The sequence below is a fragment of the Buttiauxella sp. JUb87 genome, assembly GCF_004361975.1.
Taxonomy (GTDB): domain Bacteria; phylum Pseudomonadota; class Gammaproteobacteria; order Enterobacterales; family Enterobacteriaceae; genus Buttiauxella; species Buttiauxella ferragutiae.
This window is the reverse complement of record NZ_SNVY01000005.1, coordinates 93,948-113,378: the sequence shown is the minus strand read 5'-3', so window position 1 is coordinate 113,378 and position 19,431 is coordinate 93,948. Positions and strand designations below refer to the sequence as shown.

Genomic DNA, 19,431 nt, shown 5'->3' with positions numbered 1-19,431 from the left:
AACCATTCGTGCCAGGCGAAACACGGAAATCGCCAGCTGTCGCTCATTCGCTTTATGAAAAAGCGGCCTGCTAGTTTAACCAGCAGGCCGCTCTATATATGTGATGCGATGGAGAGAAAGGAAAATTGATGCTTATTGGGTTTTCGTGACTTCTTGCCCAACCAGGCCAATCTTCAAATACCCTGCCTGATGCAGCGTATCCATCACATTCATCATCGTTTCGTAATCAACTGATTTGTCGGCACGGAAGAAAATCGTGGTGTCTTTCTTGCCTTCTGTCGCAGCAATCAGAGCATTGACCATGCTCTCTTTGGTCACTTCATCGTTGCCGATAAACATCGTGTGATCGGCTTTGACAGACAGGTAGACCGGTTTTTCCGGGCGCGGCTGCGGCTGGCTTGAAGACGCGGGAAGGTTAACCTTCACATCGACGGTCGCCAGCGGCGCTGCCACCATGAAGATAATCAGCAATACCAACATGACATCGATAAAAGGTGTCACGTTGATTTCGTGCATTTCACCGTTATCGTCGAGATTTTCGTTAAGACGCAAAGCCATGGGATCAACCTACACGCAGTTTCTGAGCGGTACGAACCGGGCGAGCAAGAGAACTGGCTGCTAAATCGAGGTCACGGCTTTGCAGCAGTAAAACCTGAGCAGCAACGTCGCCCAGAGAAGCTTTGTAACCGCCAATCACCCGAGCAAATACGTTGTAGATAACAACCGCCGGAATCGCTGCCACCAGGCCGATAGCCGTTGCCAGCAAGGCTTCGGCAATACCTGGTGCAACAACAGCAAGGTTAGTAGTTTGTGACTGTGCGATACCAATAAAGCTGTTCATGATGCCCCAGACGGTACCAAACAGACCGACAAACGGGGAAATGGCACCAATAGTCGCCAGAAAGCCATTACCGCGCCCCATGTGGCGACCCACCGCCGCAACTCGGCGCTCAAGGCGAAAACCGGTACGCTCTTTAATGCCTTCGTTATCTTCGCTACCTGTGGAAAGCTCAAGCTCATTTTGCGCTTCATTAATAAGCATCGTGCTCAGGCTTTTTGCATCAAACGTTTCGGCCATTTCGCTGGCTTCATCCAGAGAGCGGGCATGAGCTAAATGTTGTTGTTCACGCTTCAGACGGCGCTTTTGCGACATCAGCTCAACACTTTTGCTAAAGAAGATTGCCCAGGTGACGACAGAGGCCAGAATCAGGCCGATCATCACAATCTTTACCACGATGTCAGCATGCTGATACATGCCCCAGACAGAGAGATCTGTCTGCATCAAATTATTCGTCACTCTTACTCTCCACCGCGAAATAATACTAAAACTGTGCGCAATAATATCAAAACGACATCGAATTGATAGTAGTTCTCATTAGTATTTAAAGAGTGCCTTAAATTGTCCATGGATTCCTTGCGTTTACGCAGCAAAAGCATGATAAGTTAGTTTTGGACATCCAGATGGTTAAATAGGGCAAAGTGAACATGACTGACAAGCACATTGAAACGGCGCTGGTTAATGCCGGGCGCGATAAAAAATTCACCCAGGGTTCGGTTAACAGCGTCATTCAACGCGCGTCATCATTGGTTTTTGAAACCGTCGAAGCCAAAAAACAGGCCACGGCAAACCGCGCGAAAGGCGAGCTGTTTTATGGTCGCCGTGGCACCCTGACCCACTTCTCGTTGCAAGAAGCCATGTGCGAACTGGAAGGCGGTGCGGGTTGCGCACTTTACCCTTGCGGTGCCGCAGCCGTCGCCAATGCGATTCTGGCCTTTGTCGAACATGGCGATAATGTGCTGATGACCGGCTCCGCCTACGAACCCAGCCAGGATTTCTGCACCAAAATCCTCGCTAAACTCGGCGTCACGACCACCTGGTTTGACCCGATGATTGGCGCAGGCATTGCCCAACTCGTGCAACCCAATACTAAAGTTGTATTTCTGGAATCGCCTGGTTCGATAACAATGGAAGTACATGACGTTCCAGCCATTGTTCAGGCGATACGCAGCGTGGCCCCTGACGCCATCATCATGATCGATAACACCTGGGCGGCGGGCATTTTGTTTAAAGCGCTGGATTTCGGCATTGATATTTCAATTCAGGCGGGAACCAAATACCTGATTGGCCATTCGGATGCGATGGTCGGAACGGCGGTATCAAACGCCCGCTGCTGGGATCAGTTGCGTGAGAACTCGTATCTGATGGGGCAAATGCTGGATGCAGATACTGCTTATATGACCAGCCGTGGTTTGCGCACATTAGGCGTGCGTCTGCGTCAACATCATGAAAGCAGCCTGAAAATTGCCGAATGGCTGGCGCAACATCCGCAGGTTGAGCGCGTCAATCATCCTGCATTGCCAGGCAGCAAAGGCCACGAGTTTTGGAAACGAGACTTTACAGGGAGCAGCGGCTTGTTCTCATTTGTGCTTAAAAAGCGTTTGAATAATGACCAGTATCAAAGCTACCTGGACAATTTCAACTACTTTAGTATGGCCTATTCATGGGGCGGATATGAATCGCTGATTCTGGCCAACCAGCCAGAAGAACTGGCGGAGATTCGCCCTGCCGGGGGAATAGACTTCACCGGAACGCTGGTGCGTGTTCATATCGGGCTGGAGAATGTGGACGACCTGATTGCCGATCTGGACGCAGGTTTCCAGCGTATCGCCTAAAATTGCCAAATGTGGACACCGCAAAGAACAGTTTTTTTGCTTTCATGGTGATTTGTTGAGCCTGTGATCAAGGTGTCGCAGGCCATTTAGCGTTACACTATGTCCCTAAAATTAAGGTGCGCCTAAGCTAATGACTTTAGATTTAGGTGCGCCCAATAAAGCGGTTCCACAGGATTTGCCATGGCTGTTATACACAATATTGTTCAGGCGCTTTGGCAACATGATTTTGCTGCACTCGCGGACCCTCATGTTGTTGGAGTGGTTTATTGCGTCATGTTTGCGACGCTGTTTCTCGAAAATGGATTACTACCCGCCTCATTTTTGCCGGGCGACAGTCTGCTGTTACTCGCGGGAGCCTTAGTGGCGAAAGGGGTGATGGGTTTTGTCCCCACCTTATTGATCCTCACCGCGGCGGCGAGCCTTGGCTGCTGGTTGAGCTACGCACAAGGGCGCTGGCTCGGTAATACCAAAATAGTGAAAAGCTGGCTGAAGCAACTACCACCGCAATACCACCAGCGGGCGACGGTGATGTTTGACCGGCACGGGTTAGCCGCTTTGTTAGCGGGCCGCTTTTTAGCGTTTGTCCGCACGTTATTGCCTACCATGGCGGGGATTTCTGGGCTCAGCAATCGTCGCTTCCAGGTGTTTAACTGGTTAAGTGGACTGTTATGGGTCGGCAGTGTGACGAGTCTGGGCTTTGCCCTGAGCATGATTCCATTTGTGAAACGCCATGAAGATCAGGTGATGACTTGCCTGATGGTGCTACCGATGGCGCTGCTGGTAGCAGGACTTGTGGGTACTCTGTTTGTGGTCATCAAGAAAAAATTTAACCCGGCATAAGACATTACAGGGTGGATAACGTGACATTATCCACCCCGCTAACGCTGTTCACTTTCCTTTAAATCACCCGCATCCGCGCAGCATCTTCCCCCGGCGTCACACCAAAGTAACGCTTAAACTCGCGGCTAAACTGCGATGCACTTTCGTACCCGACACGAATCGCCGCGGTACTGGCTTTAATCCCATCATGCAAAATCAGCATTCGCGCTTTGTGCAAACGGTAACTCTTGAGATATTGCAGCGGCGAGGTGCTGGTGACCGACTTAAAGTTGTGATGAAACGCCGAAACACTCATGTTCGCTTCTGCGGCGAGTTGGTCCACCGACAGGTTTTCTGTGTACTGCGTTTCAATGCGCCTGAGCACCCGGCTTATCAGGCTGAAATGCGTCTGCCGGCTAACCAGCGCCAGCAGTGCCGCACCGCATGACCCCACCAGAATGTGATAGAGAATCTCGCGGATAATTTGTTTGCCCAAGATACGCGCATCGAGCGGGTGTTCCAGCACGTCCAGCAAGCGCTCGGCAGCACAAAGGATTTCTTCAGATAGCTGGGCGGAGTTAATCCCGGTCGAGCAGGTTTGCGGGTGCGATAAATCATCTTCGCCGATATCCATCAGCAAATCCTGAAGCTGCAAAATATCAATATTAATGCGCAGTCCGGCCAACGGTACTTCAGGGGTAGCAAAGGTTTCACATTCAAAAGGGAGTGGGACGGTCAATAGCAGGTATTCGTTGGCATCATAGCGAAACACGCGATCATTCAGATAACCCGTTTTATGGCCGGAAAAGAGAATAATGATCCCCGGCTCATACATAACTGGCGTGCGCGCATAGGGTTTCGTGCCATACAGTAAGCTAACGTTTGGCAGAGAACTCAGGCCACTATTTTCTTTTTGTATCAATAAATTAATTTTGTTAGTTAACTGCTGACAAATCGCCTTCCGCTTCATTTTCCTGCGCTCCGCATGGCTTTTCTACCGATGTCAGTGTGCAACTAATTCTTTCATTTCTCCAGCACCCAGGAGAAATAGGCAAGATAAAGGCAGGAATAAGCATTGAGAGATAGCCACCCGAGGCCGACAATGGCTACCATCAAATGCGATAAGCAATCTCTGTTTACCCAAGCAAAGGGAACCAATAATGAACAACTTCAACCTACACACCCCGACTCGCATCCTGTTTGGTAAAGGCGCTGTTTCCGAACTGCGTGCACAAATTCCAGCAGGTGCCCGCGTTCTGATTACCTACGGCGGCGGCAGCGTGAAGAAAAATGGCGTACTGGACCAGGTTTACTCCCAACTTGAAGGGCTGGACGTGCTGGAGTTTAGCGGTATCGAACCGAACCCGACTTACGAAACGCTGATGAAAGCAGTCGAAATCGTTCGCCAGCAGAAAGTCACTTTCCTGTTAGCCGTCGGCGGTGGTTCTGTGCTGGATGGTACTAAGTTCATCGCCGCGGCAGCCAACTACCCGGCTGATATCGACCCATGGAATATTCTGCTGACTCACGGCAATGATGTGAAAAGCGCCATCCCAATGGGCTCTGTTCTGACACTGCCAGCAACCGGTTCTGAATCTAACAAAGGTGCTGTCGTATCTCGCCGTACTACAGGCGACAAACAGGCATTTATGTCTGAACACGTGCAGCCTGTCTTTGCGGTGCTTGATCCGGTTTATACCTACACGCTGCCACCACGTCAGGTCGCAAATGGTGTGGTGGATGCGTTTGTGCATACCGTTGAGCAATACATTACTTATCCGGTAAACGCCAAAGTGCAGGACCGTTTTGCCGAAGGCATTCTGTTAACTCTGGTTGAAGATGGCCCGAAAGCGCTGAAAGAACCTGAAAACTATGACGTTCGTGCCAACGTAATGTGGGCGGCGACCATGGCGTTAAACGGCCTGATTGGTGCTGGCGTACCGCAAGACTGGGCAACTCATATGCTGGGTCACGAACTGACCGCGATGCACGGACTGGATCACGCGCAAACTCTGGCGGTGGTTCTGCCATCGTTGCTGAACGAAAAACGTAACGAGAAACGCGGCAAACTGCTGCAATATGCTGAGCGCGTGTGGAATATCACTGCAGGTTCTGAAGAAGAACGTATTGATGCGGCGATTGCTGCAACGCGCAATTTCTTCGAGCAAATGGGCGCGCCAACTCGCCTGTCTGCCTACGGTCTGGATGGCAGCACCATTCCGGCTCTGCTGGTAAAACTGGAAGAAAAAGGCATGACTAAATTGGGTGAGCGCCAGGACATTACTCTGGACGTGAGCCGTCGTATTTACGAAGCTGCACGCTAAGTAATTTAGTCAATTGGTTCTCGTTTTTGAGTATTTGGTCCAGACTTAAACCCTAAATAATTCAGGTTGCAGGATTAGCCAACGCCCCTGCAACTTGAATTATGTGAGTTTAATCATTAAGGAGGAATACATGGCGACTCCAACTGTAATCAAGCTCCAGGATGGAAATGTAATGCCGCAATTGGGCCTCGGTGTCTGGCAAGCCAGCAACGAGCAAGTTCTGATTGCCATCGATAAAGCGCTGGAAGTCGGCTATCGATCGATTGATACCGCCGCCGCGTATAAGAATGAAGACGGCGTGGGCAGTGCGCTAAAACAAGCGGGCATTCCGCGTGAAGAGCTGTTTATCACCACCAAACTGTGGAACGACGATCAACAACGTCCACGCCAGGCGCTGGAAGATAGCCTCGAAAAACTGCAACTGGATTATGTCGACCTCTATTTGATGCACTGGCCGGTGCCGAGCAAAGATCATTATGTTGAAGCCTGGAAAGGGATGATTGAGCTGCAAAAACTAGGCCTGGTTAAAAGCATTGGCGTGTGTAACTTCCAGCTCAACCACCTTCAGCGTTTGATTGATGAAACGGGTGTCTCACCGGTAATCAACCAGATAGAACTCCATCCGTTGCTGCAACAGCGTCAACTTCATGCCTGGAATGCCACACACAAGATTCAGACCGAGTCCTGGAGCCCGCTGGCTCAGGGTGGTGACGGTGTGTTCGATAAGAAAATCATCCGCGACCTGGCCGATAAATACGGCAAAACACCGGCACAAATTGTGATTCGCTGGCACCTGGATAGCGGTCTGGTGGTTATCCCGAAATCGGTGACGCCAGCGCGTATTGCTGAGAACTTTAACGTGTTTGATTTCCGTCTTGATAAAGACGAGTTAAGCGAGATTGCGAAGTTGGATAGCAGTAAGCGTCTGGGACCAGACCCTGATGTGTTTGGGAGTTAACGTTTAGTACGGCCCTCACCCCGGCCCGCTCCCTGATGGAGAGGGAGAAAACCGTGGTAATCCTCTTCTGGGGCAGAGGGAGAAAACCGAGCAGTCCCCTCTCCTGTGGGAGAGGGTTAGGGTGAGGGCATTAACTATGCCGGACGCTTTCTGTTCGCAGGCTTCGACGCAGCTTTAGCCGCTGGTTTTGCACCCACGTTAGGTTTCGCACCCGCAGCAGGCTTCGCGCCCGCTTGCGGAGCACGACGCTGATGTGTCATTGGCGTATGTTTTGTCAGTGCCGGACGAGCACCACGATTGTAGCGACGCGCTTCACGCATCTCCTCAAGCGTTGGCGAAGGCACCAGACATTCACGACGGCCACCGATCAGGTGCTTTTTACCCATCTCTTCCAGCGCTTCACGAATCATCGGCCAGTTAGCAGGATCGTGATAACGCAGCAGCGCTTTGTGCAGACGACGCTGGCGGTCACCTTTCGGCACCACAACTTCTTCACTCTTGTAACTGATCTTACCCAGCGGGTTCTTGCCGGTGTAATACATGGTGGTGGAGTTCGCCAGCGGTGACGGATAGAAGTTCTGTACCTGATCCAAACGGAAACGGTTTTTCTTCAGCCATAGCGCCAGATTCACCATATCTTCATCGCGCGTACCAGGGTGCGCCGAGATGAAATACGGAATCAGGTACTGCTCCTTTCCAGCTTGTTTAGAGTAGGTGTCAAACAGCTCTTTGAAGCGCTGATAGCTGCCCATACCCGGTTTCATCATCTTAGAAAGCGGCCCTTCTTCGGTATGTTCCGGGGCAATCTTCAGATATCCACCAACGTGGTGCGTCGCCAGTTCTTTGATATAGCGAGGATCTTCTACCGCGATGTCGTAACGAACACCGGAAGCGATCAGGATCTTCTTAACACCTTTAATCTCACGGGCGCGGCGATACAAGTTGATCGTCGGCTCATGGTTTGTGTCCATGTGCGGACAAATGTCCGGATAGACGCACGACAGACGGCGGCAGGTTTGTTCCGCACGTGGCGATTTGCAGCGCAGCATATACATGTTAGCTGTTGGGCCACCCAGATCGGAAACCACGCCGGTGAAGCCAGGCACCGTATCGCGCATCGCTTCAATTTCGCTGATGATCGAATCTTCAGAACGGCTCTGAATAATGCGGCCTTCGTGTTCGGTGATGGAACAGAACGAACAGCCACCAAAGCAACCACGCATGATATTCACCGAGAAGCGAATCATCTCATACGCAGGAATACGCGCCTTGCCATACGCAGGATGCGGAACGCGCTTATAAGGCAGAGCAAACACACTGTCCATCTCTTCGGTGGAAAGCGGGATGGCTGGCGGGTTAATCCAGATGTAACGGTCACCGTGTTTTTGCATCAACGCACGAGCACAACCAGGGTTGGTTTCATGGTGCAAAATACGTGAAGCGTGCGCGTAGAGAACTTTGTCGTTTTTAACTTTTTCGTACGACGGCAGCAACACGTAGGTTTTTTCCCACGGTTTCATCGGTGCAGGCTTCACAACAATCGCTTTCGCTTCGTTGATTGGCTTTTCCGGTTTACCGGTTTCTGCACAAGGCAAATCTTCACCGTAAGGGTGTGGAATGGGGTCGATACGACCAGGCATATCCAGACGCGTAGAATCCACGCCAGACCAACCTGGCATCGCTTCTTTACGCATCATCGCGGTGTTACGCACATCGCCGATTTCGTCGATTTTCTCGCCCATTGCCAGGCGATGAGCCACTTCCACCAGCGGACGTTCACCGTTGCCGAAAATCAACATGTCGGCTTTGGCATCCACCAGAATGGAACGACGAACGGTATCAGACCAGTAATCGTAGTGCGCTGTACGGCGCAGGCTCGCTTCAATACCGCCAAGGATAACCGGCACATCACGCCAGGCTTCTTTGCAGCGTTGGGTATAAGCAAGTGAGGCGCGATCCGGGCGTTTACCTGCCACGTTATCAGGCGTATACGCATCGTCATGACGCAGTTTGCGGTCAGCGGTATAGCGGTTGATCATCGAATCCATGTTACCCGCAGTCACCCCGAAGAACAGGTTCGGTTTACCCAGGCGCATGAAGTCTTCTTTACTGTTCCAGTCAGGCTGGGCGATGATCCCCACGCGGAAACCCTGGGCTTCCAGCATACGGCCACAAATCGCCATACCAAAACTTGGATGGTCAACGTAAGCATCTCCGGTAACCAGAATGATGTCACAGCTATCCCAGCCTAAATCGTCCATTTCCTTACGTGACATGGGTAAAAACGGTGCCGGGCCAAAACAGGCTGCCCAGTATTGAGGCCACGAAAAGAGTTCGCGATCGGGCTGGATCAAGCTTATAGAGCTCATAATGCTTCCGAAAAATGAATAAAAAATGATTTAAAAATAACCAAAGCCGGCGATTATACGCTTTTATTGGGTAATAAATGAAGGATTATTGCGGGCGATCAATGTTTTCTTGCCCTCACCCCAACCCTCTCCCTCAGGAGAGGGGGAACACCGAATCTTCCCTCTCCCTCAGTGATCGAGGGCGGACACCGAATCTTCCCTCTCCCTCAGTGATCGAGAGCGGACACCGAATCTTCCCTCTCCCTCAGTGATCGAGGGCGGATACCGAATCTTCCCTCTCCCTCAGTGATCGAGGGCGGACACCGAATCGTCCCTCTCCCTCAGTGATCGAGGGTGGATACCGAATCTTCCCTCTTCCTCAGGGAGAGGGCCAGGGTGAGGGTGGTTTACGGCGCAGGCTGCACTAACAACTGCCCAATAGAGCCACGGTCCGCCATTTCCAGCGTTTGGCTGGAATAAAGGAACGGGAAATGTTCCCAGGAAGGTTGGCCAAAGTACACGAGTAGCTCGACTTGCCCATCAACCCAAACCGTATCTTTCCAGCCTCGGTCTTCACCAAACGGTGCCGCACCATTGACGTTTTTAATCAGGAAGCTCACACCTTCGATATGGAAAGATTGCGGCATATCAGCACGCACCGTCCAGCGCTCCCAGGTGCCTTGCTGAGTCTGAATATCAATGCGCTTCATATCCCACAGTTGGCCGTTAATACCAGGGTCATCACCCAGCGCAATATCACGGCTACGTGATGGGTTACCGTTGATAATCTCTTCCGGTAGCAGACGCATTGGTAACGTATCGGTTACCAAAGGCAGCAAACCGGTTGCACGAAGGGTGAGAACCAGCGTGGAGATAAGAATACTTGAGGGTTCAAAGAAGCCACGGATCCTGTCCATGATACCGGCGGCTTCACCGCAGGTTATCGACACCTCTTTGCCGTCGGTCATATCAACCAGAATCTCGCGACGCTCGCCCGGTGCCAGTGAAAGTTGCTTAACAGCAACAGGTGCCGGGAGAAAACCCTGGTCGCTTGAAATCACGTGCATCGCACGGCCATCGCTCATTTGTAGCAAATAGCGGCGCGAGTTCGAGGCGTTAAGCAAACGCAAACGCACCCAACCGCGAGAGACCTCGACATACGGCCCTTGCACACCATTCACCAGCAGCGTATCCCCCACAAAACCACCACTACCCGGCTCTTCATATTCAGGCGCCCCGAAGTTATCAAGACGCTTATCCTGAATGATTACCGGGAAGTCATCGACGCCATAATGGTTGGGAATAGGTAACGATTTGCTGACTTCATCTTCGATAAGCCACATCCCCGCCAGGCCATTGTAGACCTGTTTCGCGGTGCGGTTTGGGGTGTTAGCGTGATACCACAATGTAGCAGCCTGCTGGCGAATTGGCAGAACAGGAGCCCAGTCTACATTTGGCGACATCATTCGTGCCGCCCCCCCCATTAACGGGCCTGGCACTTGCAAACCGGCAATCGTCATGGCGATGTTTTCTTGCAGACGATTGCTGTAAATCATCTTCACGTCATCGCCGCTCCATACGCGGATAGTCGGCCCAAGATAACGTCCATTCAAGCCCCAAACGGGTGCTTTAGCGCCGCCAGTAAATGACCAATGTGCCCGTTGTAACGTCAGGAATAAAGGCTGACCACGGCGAGACTCCAGTAAAGGAGGAACGGGTAAAGGTTGCTGCATACCTGCCGCATTTGCCCTCAGTGGCACCGAGCCTGCACATAGTGCGACTCCTGATGCCTGTAAAAACTGACGCCGACTGAGTGACATAATAACTCCATGTGAAACTGACTAACGTGGGGCGGCACAACACGTACCGCCAAAATAAAAGCGCTCGGTGAAACGGATGACAAACCTCTTCGTAGGTAGGATAAGCACAGCGCCATCCGACAAAACTGGCGAAAATGGTGGATGGCGCGACCGCTTATCCACCCTACAGCACCGGTTTAGTGACCTTTGTCAACAATCCGGTTCAGTTCGCTTGTTTGCTTTCAACTCGACCGGAGGCTTCTCGCTCCGCGACTTCTTTATTTAGTTCATCGATTTTTGCCATCATAATTTCACGGCAATCGGTGGCAAGTTTACGCACCTGGTCTTTACCGTAATGGCTGATATCAATCGGCTGCAGCATTTCGACAATAACTAAACCATTATTCAAACGGTTCAGTTTAATTTTATTGCTGGTGTTGGAAACACACACCGGAATAATTGGGACGCCAGCAGCAATTGCGGCATGGAATGCACCGGTTTTAAATGGCAGCAGGCCACGGCCACGGCTGCGAGTCCCTTCCGGGAACATCCACACCGACACATTACGTTTCTGAATTTGCGCCACAACCTGGGAAATGGTGCTGAGCGCTTTGGTACGATTATCACGGTCGATAAGCATATTCCCGGTAAGCCAATAAATTTGGCCAAAGAACGGGATCCACAACAGGCTTTTTTTCCCAACGGTCACCGTCGGTGGCTGCACAATACTAGCCGCCGTCACCATGTCGAAATTATTCTGATGGTTACAGATATAAATCGCCGTCGGATGATTTTCTACGCCCTCAGGCAAACGGGTTTCAACTTTCAAACCAAAGACAGGCGCAAGACGCCCAAAAAGATGACCAAACGTAGCAACATGGCGTGGGTTACGTGGGCTGAACAAGCAATAAATGCAGCCAAAAATGCACACCAGCAGGCAATAAATTATTACGATTATAAAACGTACGATGGATAGCATAACAACCTCAAAAGCCAAAACCGCTGACAAGTATACCCTAAATTCCAGGAGGAGCAGTCGCCCCACCTGCACCTGAAATATCGCGGATATATGACCTGCTTTAGCACAAAACACATCGTTCCGGCGGCCTGACGACCGCCAGAATTCGATTACTCTTCGCTGTCGCCCGCACTAGCACGCTGAGGTGAATCAACTTCAACACGATCAATGCGTTGTAGACCACGCATCAGCGTACCGCGACGACCGCGCTCACCGGTGATTTTCTGCAGTTCTTCTGGACGGAGTTTAATTTTGCGTTTGCCAACATGCAGCGTGACCGTGCTTTGTGGCGGTAAGACAAACAAATGTGCCAGTTTGTCATCACCTTTTGCCGCTTCCGCAGAAGGAATAGAGATAATTTTATTCCCTTTGCCTTTGGAAAGTTGCGGCAAATCAGCGACCGGGAACATCAGCATGCGGCCTGCAGCGGTAATCGCCAGCAGCATATCGTCAGTGCTTGAGATTTCCATCGGCGGCATCACTTTCGCATTTTCCGGCAATGAAATCAGCGTTTTACCCGCACGGTTACGCGACACTAAATCGTTGAAGGTACAAACGAAACCGTAGCCCGCATCAGATGCCATCAGCAGTTTTTGGTCGTCTGGCGCCATTAAGACATGCTCGACAACCGCACCCGGTGGTGGCGTGAGTTTACCGGTCAGCGGCTCACCCTGGCCACGTGCCGATGGTAACGTTATTGGGTCAAGTGCGTAGCTGCGTCCGGTGGAGTCAATAAATGCCACTGGCTGGTTGCTCTTCCCTTTAGCCGAACCAAGGAAGCTATCGCCTGCTTTATAGTTAAGTCCTTGCGCGTCAATGTCATGGCCTTTAGCGCTACGCACCCAGCCCATTTGTGAGAGCACAATGGTGACCGGTTCGGACGGAGTCATATCATGTTCGCTCATGGCTTTCGCTTCACCACGTTCACGCAGCGGTGAACGACGATCGTCGCCATAAGCATCTGAATCGGCCTGCAACTCTTTCTTCAGCAAGGTATTCATTTTGCGTTCGGACGCCAGAATGCCCTGCAATTGGTCACGCTCTTTTTCCAGCTCGCTCTGCTCGCCGCGAATTTTCATCTCTTCGAGTTTTGCGAGGTGGCGCAATTTCAGCTCGAGGATAGATTCAGCCTGCGTTTCGCTTAATTCGAAACGCGACATCAACACGGGCTTGGGTTCGTCCTCGGTACGAATAATGTGAATCACTTCGTCAATATTGAGGAACGCGACCAGCAAACCTTCAAGGATGTGCAGGCGTTTGAGCACTTTCTCCAGACGATAACTCAGGCGACGACGCACCGTTTCGCGACGATAAACCAGCCACTCAGTCAGGATTTCCAGCAGGTTTTTCACCGATGGACGATTATCCAGTCCGATCATATTGAGGTTGATGCGATAGCTTTTCTCAAGATCGGTAGTAGCAAACAGGTGGTTCATCACCTGTTCGACGTCGATACGGTTGGAACGTGGAACAATCACCAGGCGCGTCGGGTTTTCGTGGTTCGACTCATCGCGCAAGTCTTCAACCATCGGCAGCTTTTTAGCACGCATCTGATTGGCAATTTGCTCCAGCACGCGCGCGCCGGAAACTTGGTGAGGTAACGCGGTAATCACCACATCGCCATCTTCTTTTTTCCAGACTGCGCGCATACGCACAGAACCGCGGCCATTCTGGTAGATTTTACGAATTTCATCACGCGGGGTGATGATTTCGGCTTCGGTTGGGTAGTCCGGCCCCTGCACGATATCCAACAGCTCATCGAGCGTGGTTTTCGGCTGGTCAATCAGGGTGATTGCGGCTTTCGCCACTTCTCGCAAGTTATGTGGCGGGATGTCTGTTGCCATGCCGACTGCAATGCCAGTGGTGCCATTGAGCAGGATATTAGGCAGGCGCGCAGGTAGCATTTTCGGCTCCTGCATGGTGCCGTCAAAGTTCGGCACGTAGTCGACCGTCCCCTGCCCTAACTCACCCAGCAAGACTTCCGCATATTTTGACAGTCGCGACTCGGTATAACGCATCGCAGCGAAGGATTTCGGATCATCCGGAGCCCCCCAGTTCCCCTGCCCGTCAACTAACGGGTAGCGGTAAGAGAACGGCTGCGCCATCAGAACCATCGCTTCGTAACAGGCACTATCGCCGTGCGGATGGTATTTACCCAGAACGTCACCGACGGTACGGGCTGATTTTTTGAATTTAGCGCTGTTGCTTAACCCCAACTCTGACATCGCATAGACGATGCGACGCTGTACCGGCTTTAAGCCATCACCAATGAACGGCAGAGCGCGGTCCATAATGACGTACATGGAATAGTTGAGATACGCATTTTCCGTGAATTCGTGCAGCGCAAGGCGTTCTGCACCATCATGAGTTAAATCACTCATTAATTATTCATCCTCAAACTGACGAGCCGCATGTGGCCACAAACGGCGTAATTGCCGCCGATAGTACCTTATCTGGCAGTCGTAGTCACAGAGGAGTGAGTATCTTTAGGTGAAGCACAGCGATAAGAAATGAGCCGCAAATTGCGGCTCATTACAGAGAATTATTTCACTTTAGTAATTTGTTTCACGTCGATTTCAACGGAGTTCCAGTCTTTGTCCACTTCCCCTTGAATTTCAACATTATCTTGTGGGGTGATGGTCTGGCCGTTCCAGCGTTTCTGGTCGATATCGACGTTAATTGTGCCGGAGGTATCGCGGAAGATGTAGTGGTCACCGCCGATGCGGGACTCAATCTTACCGCGCAAAGTGACCCAAGTATCATCAGACAATGACTTCGCCTGTGCCGCCGTGGTATTGCTGCCACTTGGACCGACAAAGCCGCCCGCGGCTTGAGTTTGTGTGGCGGCCGGAGCGGTATTCGGATCAGAGAACCCGCCTTGATTTGCAGCTAGTGCAGGTGCTGCGGTGATTGCGAGAATAGTCAAAATAGCGGCTACTTTTTTCATCGTTTATTTTCCTTATATGAATGAATTTCTGAATGCTATTTAACCGGAGAGATCTTAACGCGATCTTAATTTCTCCCTGAGAAATCGTATTTTTTAGAAAATTGCGCAGCTTGCCGAAGCATCGTATTTTTCCCCTGTACACACCTGCGCAAAAGTTATTAACTTCCGCTAAATAGACAGTAAGGGACAACGCATGCGCGTATTACTCATTGAAGACGATAAGCTCATTGGTGATGGATTAAAAGCTGGACTCACCAAAATGGGCTTTACTGTCGACTGGTTCACCGATGGCCAGCAAGGCCAGTCGGCACTTGGTCTGGCTCCTTACGATGCAGCAGTTCTCGATTTAAGCCTGCCAGGAATCGACGGGCTGGATATTCTAAAAACATGGCGTCGTAGTGGCCAAACTGAACCGGTACTCATTCTAACTGCCAGAGACACGCTGGAACAACGGGTTGAGGGGTTGCAGCTCGGTGCCGATGATTACTTGTGTAAACCCTTTGCGTTAATAGAAGTTGCCACCCGGCTGCAGGTTTTAATTCGTCGCAATCATGGGCAAGCACAATCGACGTTATTCCATGCAGGGGTTGAGCTCGACCCGATTAAATTAACCGTCACTCGCGATGGAGGGCCGTTGCAGTTAAAACCCAAAGAGTTTGCCTTGCTGGAATTATTCATGCGTAACGCCGGGCGCGTATTACCACGCACACTTATTGAAGAAAAACTTTATAACTGGGATGACGACGTTTCCCGAAACGCTCTGGAAGTACACATCCATCATTTACGCCGCAAACTCGGTAGCGGCTTTATTCGCACAGTGCACGGAATTGGTTATACGTTGGGCGAAGAATGATAAAAACACTGACTCAAAGTTTACGCGCCAGATTAATTGCCGGGTACATTTTGCTGACCCTTGTAGCATGGGTTGGCGCAAGCATTGCCGCCTGGCATCAAACCAGTAAAACGCTAAACAAACTGTTTGACACTCAGCAGGTGCTGTTTGCTAAACGCCTGAGTGCATTAGAACTGGATGGCGTGCAAGGTGATGCACAATTACCGCGCACTAAAACCATGATTTCCAACCATCGTGGTAAGCAAGACGACGACACGCTGGCCTTCGCCATATATACCGCTGATGGAAAGCTGTTACTCAACGATGGAGACAATGGCCGCAACCTCATCTGGCGCTACCAGCGCGACGGATTTACAGACGGAAAACTAGCTGGCGACGACGATATGTGGCGCATGGTGTGGGTCACCACACCAGATGGGAAATATCGGATTGTGGTGGGACAGGAATGGGAGTATCGGGAAGATCTGGCGCTGGATATTGTATTGTCGCAAATCACCCCATGGCTTATCGCGCTACCGCTGATTTTACTACTACTCGTATGGTTGGTTAGCCGCGCCCTTGCCCCACTTCACAAACTAGCGAATCAGTTACGTACCCGCAAACCTGACGATGACCGCGAGCTCCCGACCCAAACCTTGCCACAAGAAGTGCGGCCACTGGTTATTGCACTCAATCAGCTCTTTTCGCGCACCGGGGAATTGATGCAGCGCGAACGGCGTTTTACCTCCGATGCAGCACACGAGCTGCGCAGCCCTCTTGCCGCATTAAAAGTGCAGGCCGAAGTCGCGCAGCTTGCGCAGCATGACGAGCCAGTACGCGATCATGCCCTCAATAATCTCAGTGCGGGAATCGATCGCGCCACTCGCCTGGTTGATCAGTTGCTGACGCTATCACGCCTGGACTCTTTAGCGAGTTTGGATGATGTGCAGGAAGTCGCCTTTCAACTCTTGCTGCAAAATGCCGTGATGGACGCCTGGCACGAGGCACTACGTGCAGGCATTGATATTCGTCTTGATGTACAAGACCCGAGCGTGAAACGTCAGGGGCAACCGTTGTTGCTAAGTTTAATGGTCAGAAACTTGCTGGATAACGCTATACGTTACAGCCCGCGCGGTTGCGTGGTAGACGTCGTTCTGCAAAGTCACGAAATAACGATTACTGACAACGGGCCAGGCGTCAGTCCGGAGTTTTTAACTTCATTGGGTGAACGGTTCTTCCGCCCACCAGGACAGGAAAAAACCGGCAGCGGGCTGGGGTTATCTATAGTGCGGCGCATTGCTTCTTTGCATGGAATGCAAGCTCTCTTTATGAACACCAGTAACGGCGGTTTCGAGGTTCGGATACGTTGGTAAAAAGGGTTTCACATTCGGATTATTGCGTTTTTAGCAAAAGTCTTTGCCTGTATGTGGCATTTTACAGTGACATTGATCACGGTACACTCCGCGCCATACGCAATAATTCGAGGACTAACTATGAGCAACATTCTGATTATCAATGGCGCGAAAAAATTCGCCCACTCAAACGGCCAACTTAATGACACCCTGACCGACGTCGCGGAAAGTTTTTTGCGCGACCTCGGGCATGATGTTTTGGTTACGCGTACCGACAGCGAGTACGACGTCAAAGAAGAAGTCGAAAAATATCTGTGGGCCGATACCGTGATTTACCAAATGCCGGGCTGGTGGATGGGCGCGCCGTGGACCATGAAAAAATACATCGATGATGTATTTACTGAGGGTCATGGTTCTCTGTATGCCAGCGATGGCCGTACCCGTTCAGACGCTGAGAAAAAATACGGTTCCGGTGGTCTGATTCAGGGCAAAACTTATATGCTTTCCCTGACCTGGAACGCCCCGTTACAAGCCTTTGAAGACAAAGAGCAGTTCTTCCATGGCGTGGGTGTTGATGGCGTTTATCTGCCATTCCATAAAGCTAACCAGTTCCTCGGTATGGAAGGCCTGCCGACCTTTATCGCTAACGATGTGATGAAAGTCCCTGATGTTCCGCGTTTTATCGCAGAATACCGCGAGCATCTCGGCCAAATTTTTGCTTAACTGTTGCCGTGTTTAAATGAAGGAGTCAGTCATGCTAACAGTAATAGCTGAAATTCGTACCCGTCCAGGCGCCCATCATCGCCAGGCGGTGATAGATGCTTTTGCAAAAATTATTCCTACTGTGCTCGAAGAAGAAGGTTGCTTCGGTTATGCGCCGCTGGTGGATCATAATGCGCAAGTCGCCTTCCAGACAGCCGCACCAGATTCCGTGTTTATGCTGGAAAAATGGGAAACTGTGGCTCACCTTGAAGCCCATCTGCAAACCCCGCATATGAAAGCTCACAGTGCCGCTGTCAAAGACGATGTTCTGGATGTTCATATCCATATTCTGGAAGACGCGATTAAGTAATCAGCTGACGACGAAATAACGGGAGCGGTGTTTACACCTGCTCCTTTTTTTGGCTGCAAGATTCGCATTTCTTAATATCTGCTAAGCTACCTTTTACCCCAAGTTTGTAGCGAGGCAAGAAATGAAAACGAATATGGTTTCCGATAAAGTTCTAAAACTAGCCAGTTTTAATCTTAATCTGTTAACCACTTTTTGTTTGATTTACTCGACACGAAGCATTACTGAAGTCTCTGAAATTCTTGAGGTCACCCCACCGTCTGTTAGCCATGCCTTACGAAAGTTACGTCTTCATTTCGAAGACCCTTTATTTATTCGCCATGGAAACACCATCGCCCCCACAGTATTTGCCGATGACCTTTACACTCAGCTAAAACAAACTTTAGAAATAATGAGTGATTCCATAGCCAGAAGTAAGCAAACCAATAAACGAGAAACATGGGTTATCTATTCTCCATTCTCTGTCGCTGTGCATAACTTGTCATCTGCATTAATTAAAATAAAGCTGGCAAAACTTAACTTTAAAATAAAATACATCGAAACTATTCTCGGCATTCCCGATGCTGTGGGTTTGCTTAATTTGCGTAAAGCTGATTTAGTTTTCTCAGGTGCACCGGTCGTCAGTACCACATTAACCTGCGTCTTATTCTGTGAATTAACACCAGTGCTAGTGTGCCGCCAGGATAATCCTTTTCAAAAAACATCGATTAGCATTGACGATTTAAAAAATATGGATATGGTCACCCATCTCACCGGTGATGAAATGATTTATCAGCGTAAACAATCTTTGCTGGCAACCTTGAAAAATGCCCAGGTTGCCTTTGAAACTAATTCGATATTGATGCTTCTCACCCTACTGTCGGAAACCGATTGTATTGGCTTCATCACCCAGGATGCCTTTACTCGTTATCGGGATATTTTCAAATTAAGGCAATTAACACCCTTATTCCCGGTACAGAAAATTAGCGTCTATCTGGTCTATCGAAAAGAACTGGAGAAGAAAGCCAGTTTCATGCAGTTTTTGGAGGCAATGAAGAATAATTAGGTTATTGAAAGCAATGCCATTAATAAACAACACAACAGCGCAATAATAAAACTAAATCCGCAATTAAACCCGAGTAATCCCATATCTAATTACTGGCCGTATAATGCCTGCGTCCCAGACAGATAAATATCAATCACTTCCATTCCCTGACACGGTTTTATTTCTATTTAATACCGTGCAACTGTCATGCAATGAATTACTGCCGATTTACCGCGGAGAACAATGACATTCCCTTAGCGAGGCCCGG

At 50.4% G+C, this 19,431-nt stretch carries 16 protein-coding genes and 1 pseudogene; 9 read left to right on the top strand and 8 right to left on the bottom strand.

The features are described from left to right. Nucleotides 1–132: 132 nt before the first annotated feature. Together exbD and exbB are read right to left on the bottom strand one after the other, a co-directional pair. Entirely contained in the window at nucleotides 133–558 is a 426-nt protein-coding gene (exbD, locus tag EC843_RS17640; RefSeq protein WP_064540055.1) for a TonB system transport protein ExbD, read from the bottom strand. 4 nt (nucleotides 559–562) lie between these two features. Then, entirely contained in the window at nucleotides 563–1,297 is a 735-nt protein-coding gene (exbB, locus tag EC843_RS17635) for a tol-pal system-associated acyl-CoA thioesterase (RefSeq protein WP_064540058.1), read from the bottom strand. A gap of 188 nt (nucleotides 1,298–1,485) precedes the next feature. On the opposite strand from exbB, the gene metC reads away from it, so the two are divergent. Further along, nucleotides 1,486–2,673 carry a cystathionine beta-lyase gene (gene metC, locus EC843_RS17630; protein ID WP_064540061.1) on the top strand — a complete coding sequence of 396 codons (1,188 nt, stop codon included), beginning with the start codon at nucleotides 1,486–1,488 and terminating at the stop codon, nucleotides 2,671–2,673. Nucleotides 2,674–2,853: 180 nt separating this feature from the next. Continuing rightward, a complete protein-coding gene (locus EC843_RS17625; protein WP_064540063.1) occupies nucleotides 2,854–3,513 on the top strand; it encodes a DedA family protein in 660 nt (219 codons plus the stop codon). A gap of 58 nt (nucleotides 3,514–3,571) precedes the next feature. On the opposite strand, the gene EC843_RS17620 is transcribed toward EC843_RS17625, so the two are convergent. Further along, nucleotides 3,572–4,462, bottom strand: a complete 891-nt coding sequence (locus EC843_RS17620) for an AraC family transcriptional regulator (RefSeq protein ID WP_064540065.1) — start codon at nucleotides 4,460–4,462, stop codon at nucleotides 3,572–3,574. A gap of 190 nt (nucleotides 4,463–4,652) precedes the next feature. Here EC843_RS17620 and yqhD point away from each other — a divergent pair, with 190 nt between their 5' ends. Both yqhD and dkgA read left to right on the top strand, forming a co-directional pair. Continuing rightward, on the top strand, nucleotides 4,653–5,816 hold the full coding sequence (gene yqhD, locus EC843_RS17615) for an alcohol dehydrogenase (RefSeq protein WP_064540068.1): 1,164 nt from the start codon (nucleotides 4,653–4,655) through the stop codon (nucleotides 5,814–5,816). Between the two features lie 130 nt (nucleotides 5,817–5,946). Continuing rightward, nucleotides 5,947–6,774 carry a 2,5-didehydrogluconate reductase DkgA gene (gene dkgA / locus EC843_RS17610; protein WP_064540070.1) on the top strand — a complete coding sequence of 276 codons (828 nt, stop codon included), beginning with the start codon at nucleotides 5,947–5,949 and terminating at the stop codon, nucleotides 6,772–6,774. Between the two features lie 215 nt (nucleotides 6,775–6,989). On the opposite strand, the pseudogene EC843_RS17605 reads toward dkgA, so the two are convergent. From EC843_RS17605 to EC843_RS17585, 5 genes and pseudogenes are all read right to left on the bottom strand, one after another. Continuing rightward, nucleotides 6,990–9,222, bottom strand: a pseudogene (locus tag EC843_RS17605) (YgiQ family radical SAM protein); the annotation flags it as partial. Nucleotides 9,223–9,529: 307 nt separating this feature from the next. Further along, nucleotides 9,530–10,942 (bottom strand): cell division protein FtsP, encoded by a 1,413-nt coding sequence (gene ftsP, locus EC843_RS17600; protein WP_133522733.1) that lies wholly within the window; start codon nucleotides 10,940–10,942, stop codon nucleotides 9,530–9,532. A gap of 202 nt (nucleotides 10,943–11,144) precedes the next feature. After that, the gene (locus EC843_RS17595) at nucleotides 11,145–11,900 is read right to left on the bottom strand and encodes a 1-acylglycerol-3-phosphate O-acyltransferase (protein ID WP_064540258.1); all 756 of its coding nucleotides are present in this window, start codon (nucleotides 11,898–11,900) and stop codon (nucleotides 11,145–11,147) included. A gap of 149 nt (nucleotides 11,901–12,049) precedes the next feature. Then, the gene (gene parC / locus EC843_RS17590; protein ID WP_064540076.1) at nucleotides 12,050–14,320 is read right to left on the bottom strand and encodes a DNA topoisomerase IV subunit A; all 2,271 of its coding nucleotides are present in this window, start codon (nucleotides 14,318–14,320) and stop codon (nucleotides 12,050–12,052) included. A 161-nt stretch (nucleotides 14,321–14,481) separates the two neighbouring features. Then, on the bottom strand, nucleotides 14,482–14,886 hold the full coding sequence (locus tag EC843_RS17585) for a NirD/YgiW/YdeI family stress tolerance protein (protein WP_133522732.1): 405 nt from the start codon (nucleotides 14,884–14,886) through the stop codon (nucleotides 14,482–14,484). A gap of 193 nt (nucleotides 14,887–15,079) precedes the next feature. Here EC843_RS17585 and qseB point away from each other — a divergent pair, with 193 nt between their 5' ends. The 5 genes from qseB (at nucleotide 15,080) to EC843_RS17560 (ending at nucleotide 19,184) form a co-directional block, all read left to right on the top strand. Then, nucleotides 15,080–15,739 carry a quorum sensing response regulator transcription factor QseB gene (gene qseB / locus EC843_RS17580; RefSeq protein ID WP_133522731.1) on the top strand — a complete coding sequence of 220 codons (660 nt, stop codon included), beginning with the start codon at nucleotides 15,080–15,082 and terminating at the stop codon, nucleotides 15,737–15,739. Further along, on the top strand, nucleotides 15,736–17,091 hold the full coding sequence (gene qseC / locus EC843_RS17575) for a quorum sensing histidine kinase QseC (RefSeq protein ID WP_064540082.1): 1,356 nt from the start codon (nucleotides 15,736–15,738) through the stop codon (nucleotides 17,089–17,091). Before qseB ends, qseC begins: the two co-directional genes overlap by 4 nt. 120 nt (nucleotides 17,092–17,211) lie before the next feature. Next, a complete protein-coding gene (locus tag EC843_RS17570; RefSeq protein WP_064540084.1) occupies nucleotides 17,212–17,793 on the top strand; it encodes an NAD(P)H-dependent oxidoreductase in 582 nt (193 codons plus the stop codon). A gap of 31 nt (nucleotides 17,794–17,824) precedes the next feature. Continuing rightward, nucleotides 17,825–18,142: a putative quinol monooxygenase gene (locus tag EC843_RS17565; protein WP_064540086.1), complete on the top strand. Its 318-nt coding sequence runs from the start codon at nucleotides 17,825–17,827 to the stop codon at nucleotides 18,140–18,142. A 121-nt stretch (nucleotides 18,143–18,263) separates the two neighbouring features. Further along, nucleotides 18,264–19,184 carry a LysR family transcriptional regulator gene (locus EC843_RS17560; RefSeq protein ID WP_064540088.1) on the top strand — a complete coding sequence of 307 codons (921 nt, stop codon included), beginning with the start codon at nucleotides 18,264–18,266 and terminating at the stop codon, nucleotides 19,182–19,184. Nucleotides 19,185–19,431 lie beyond the last annotated feature (247 nt).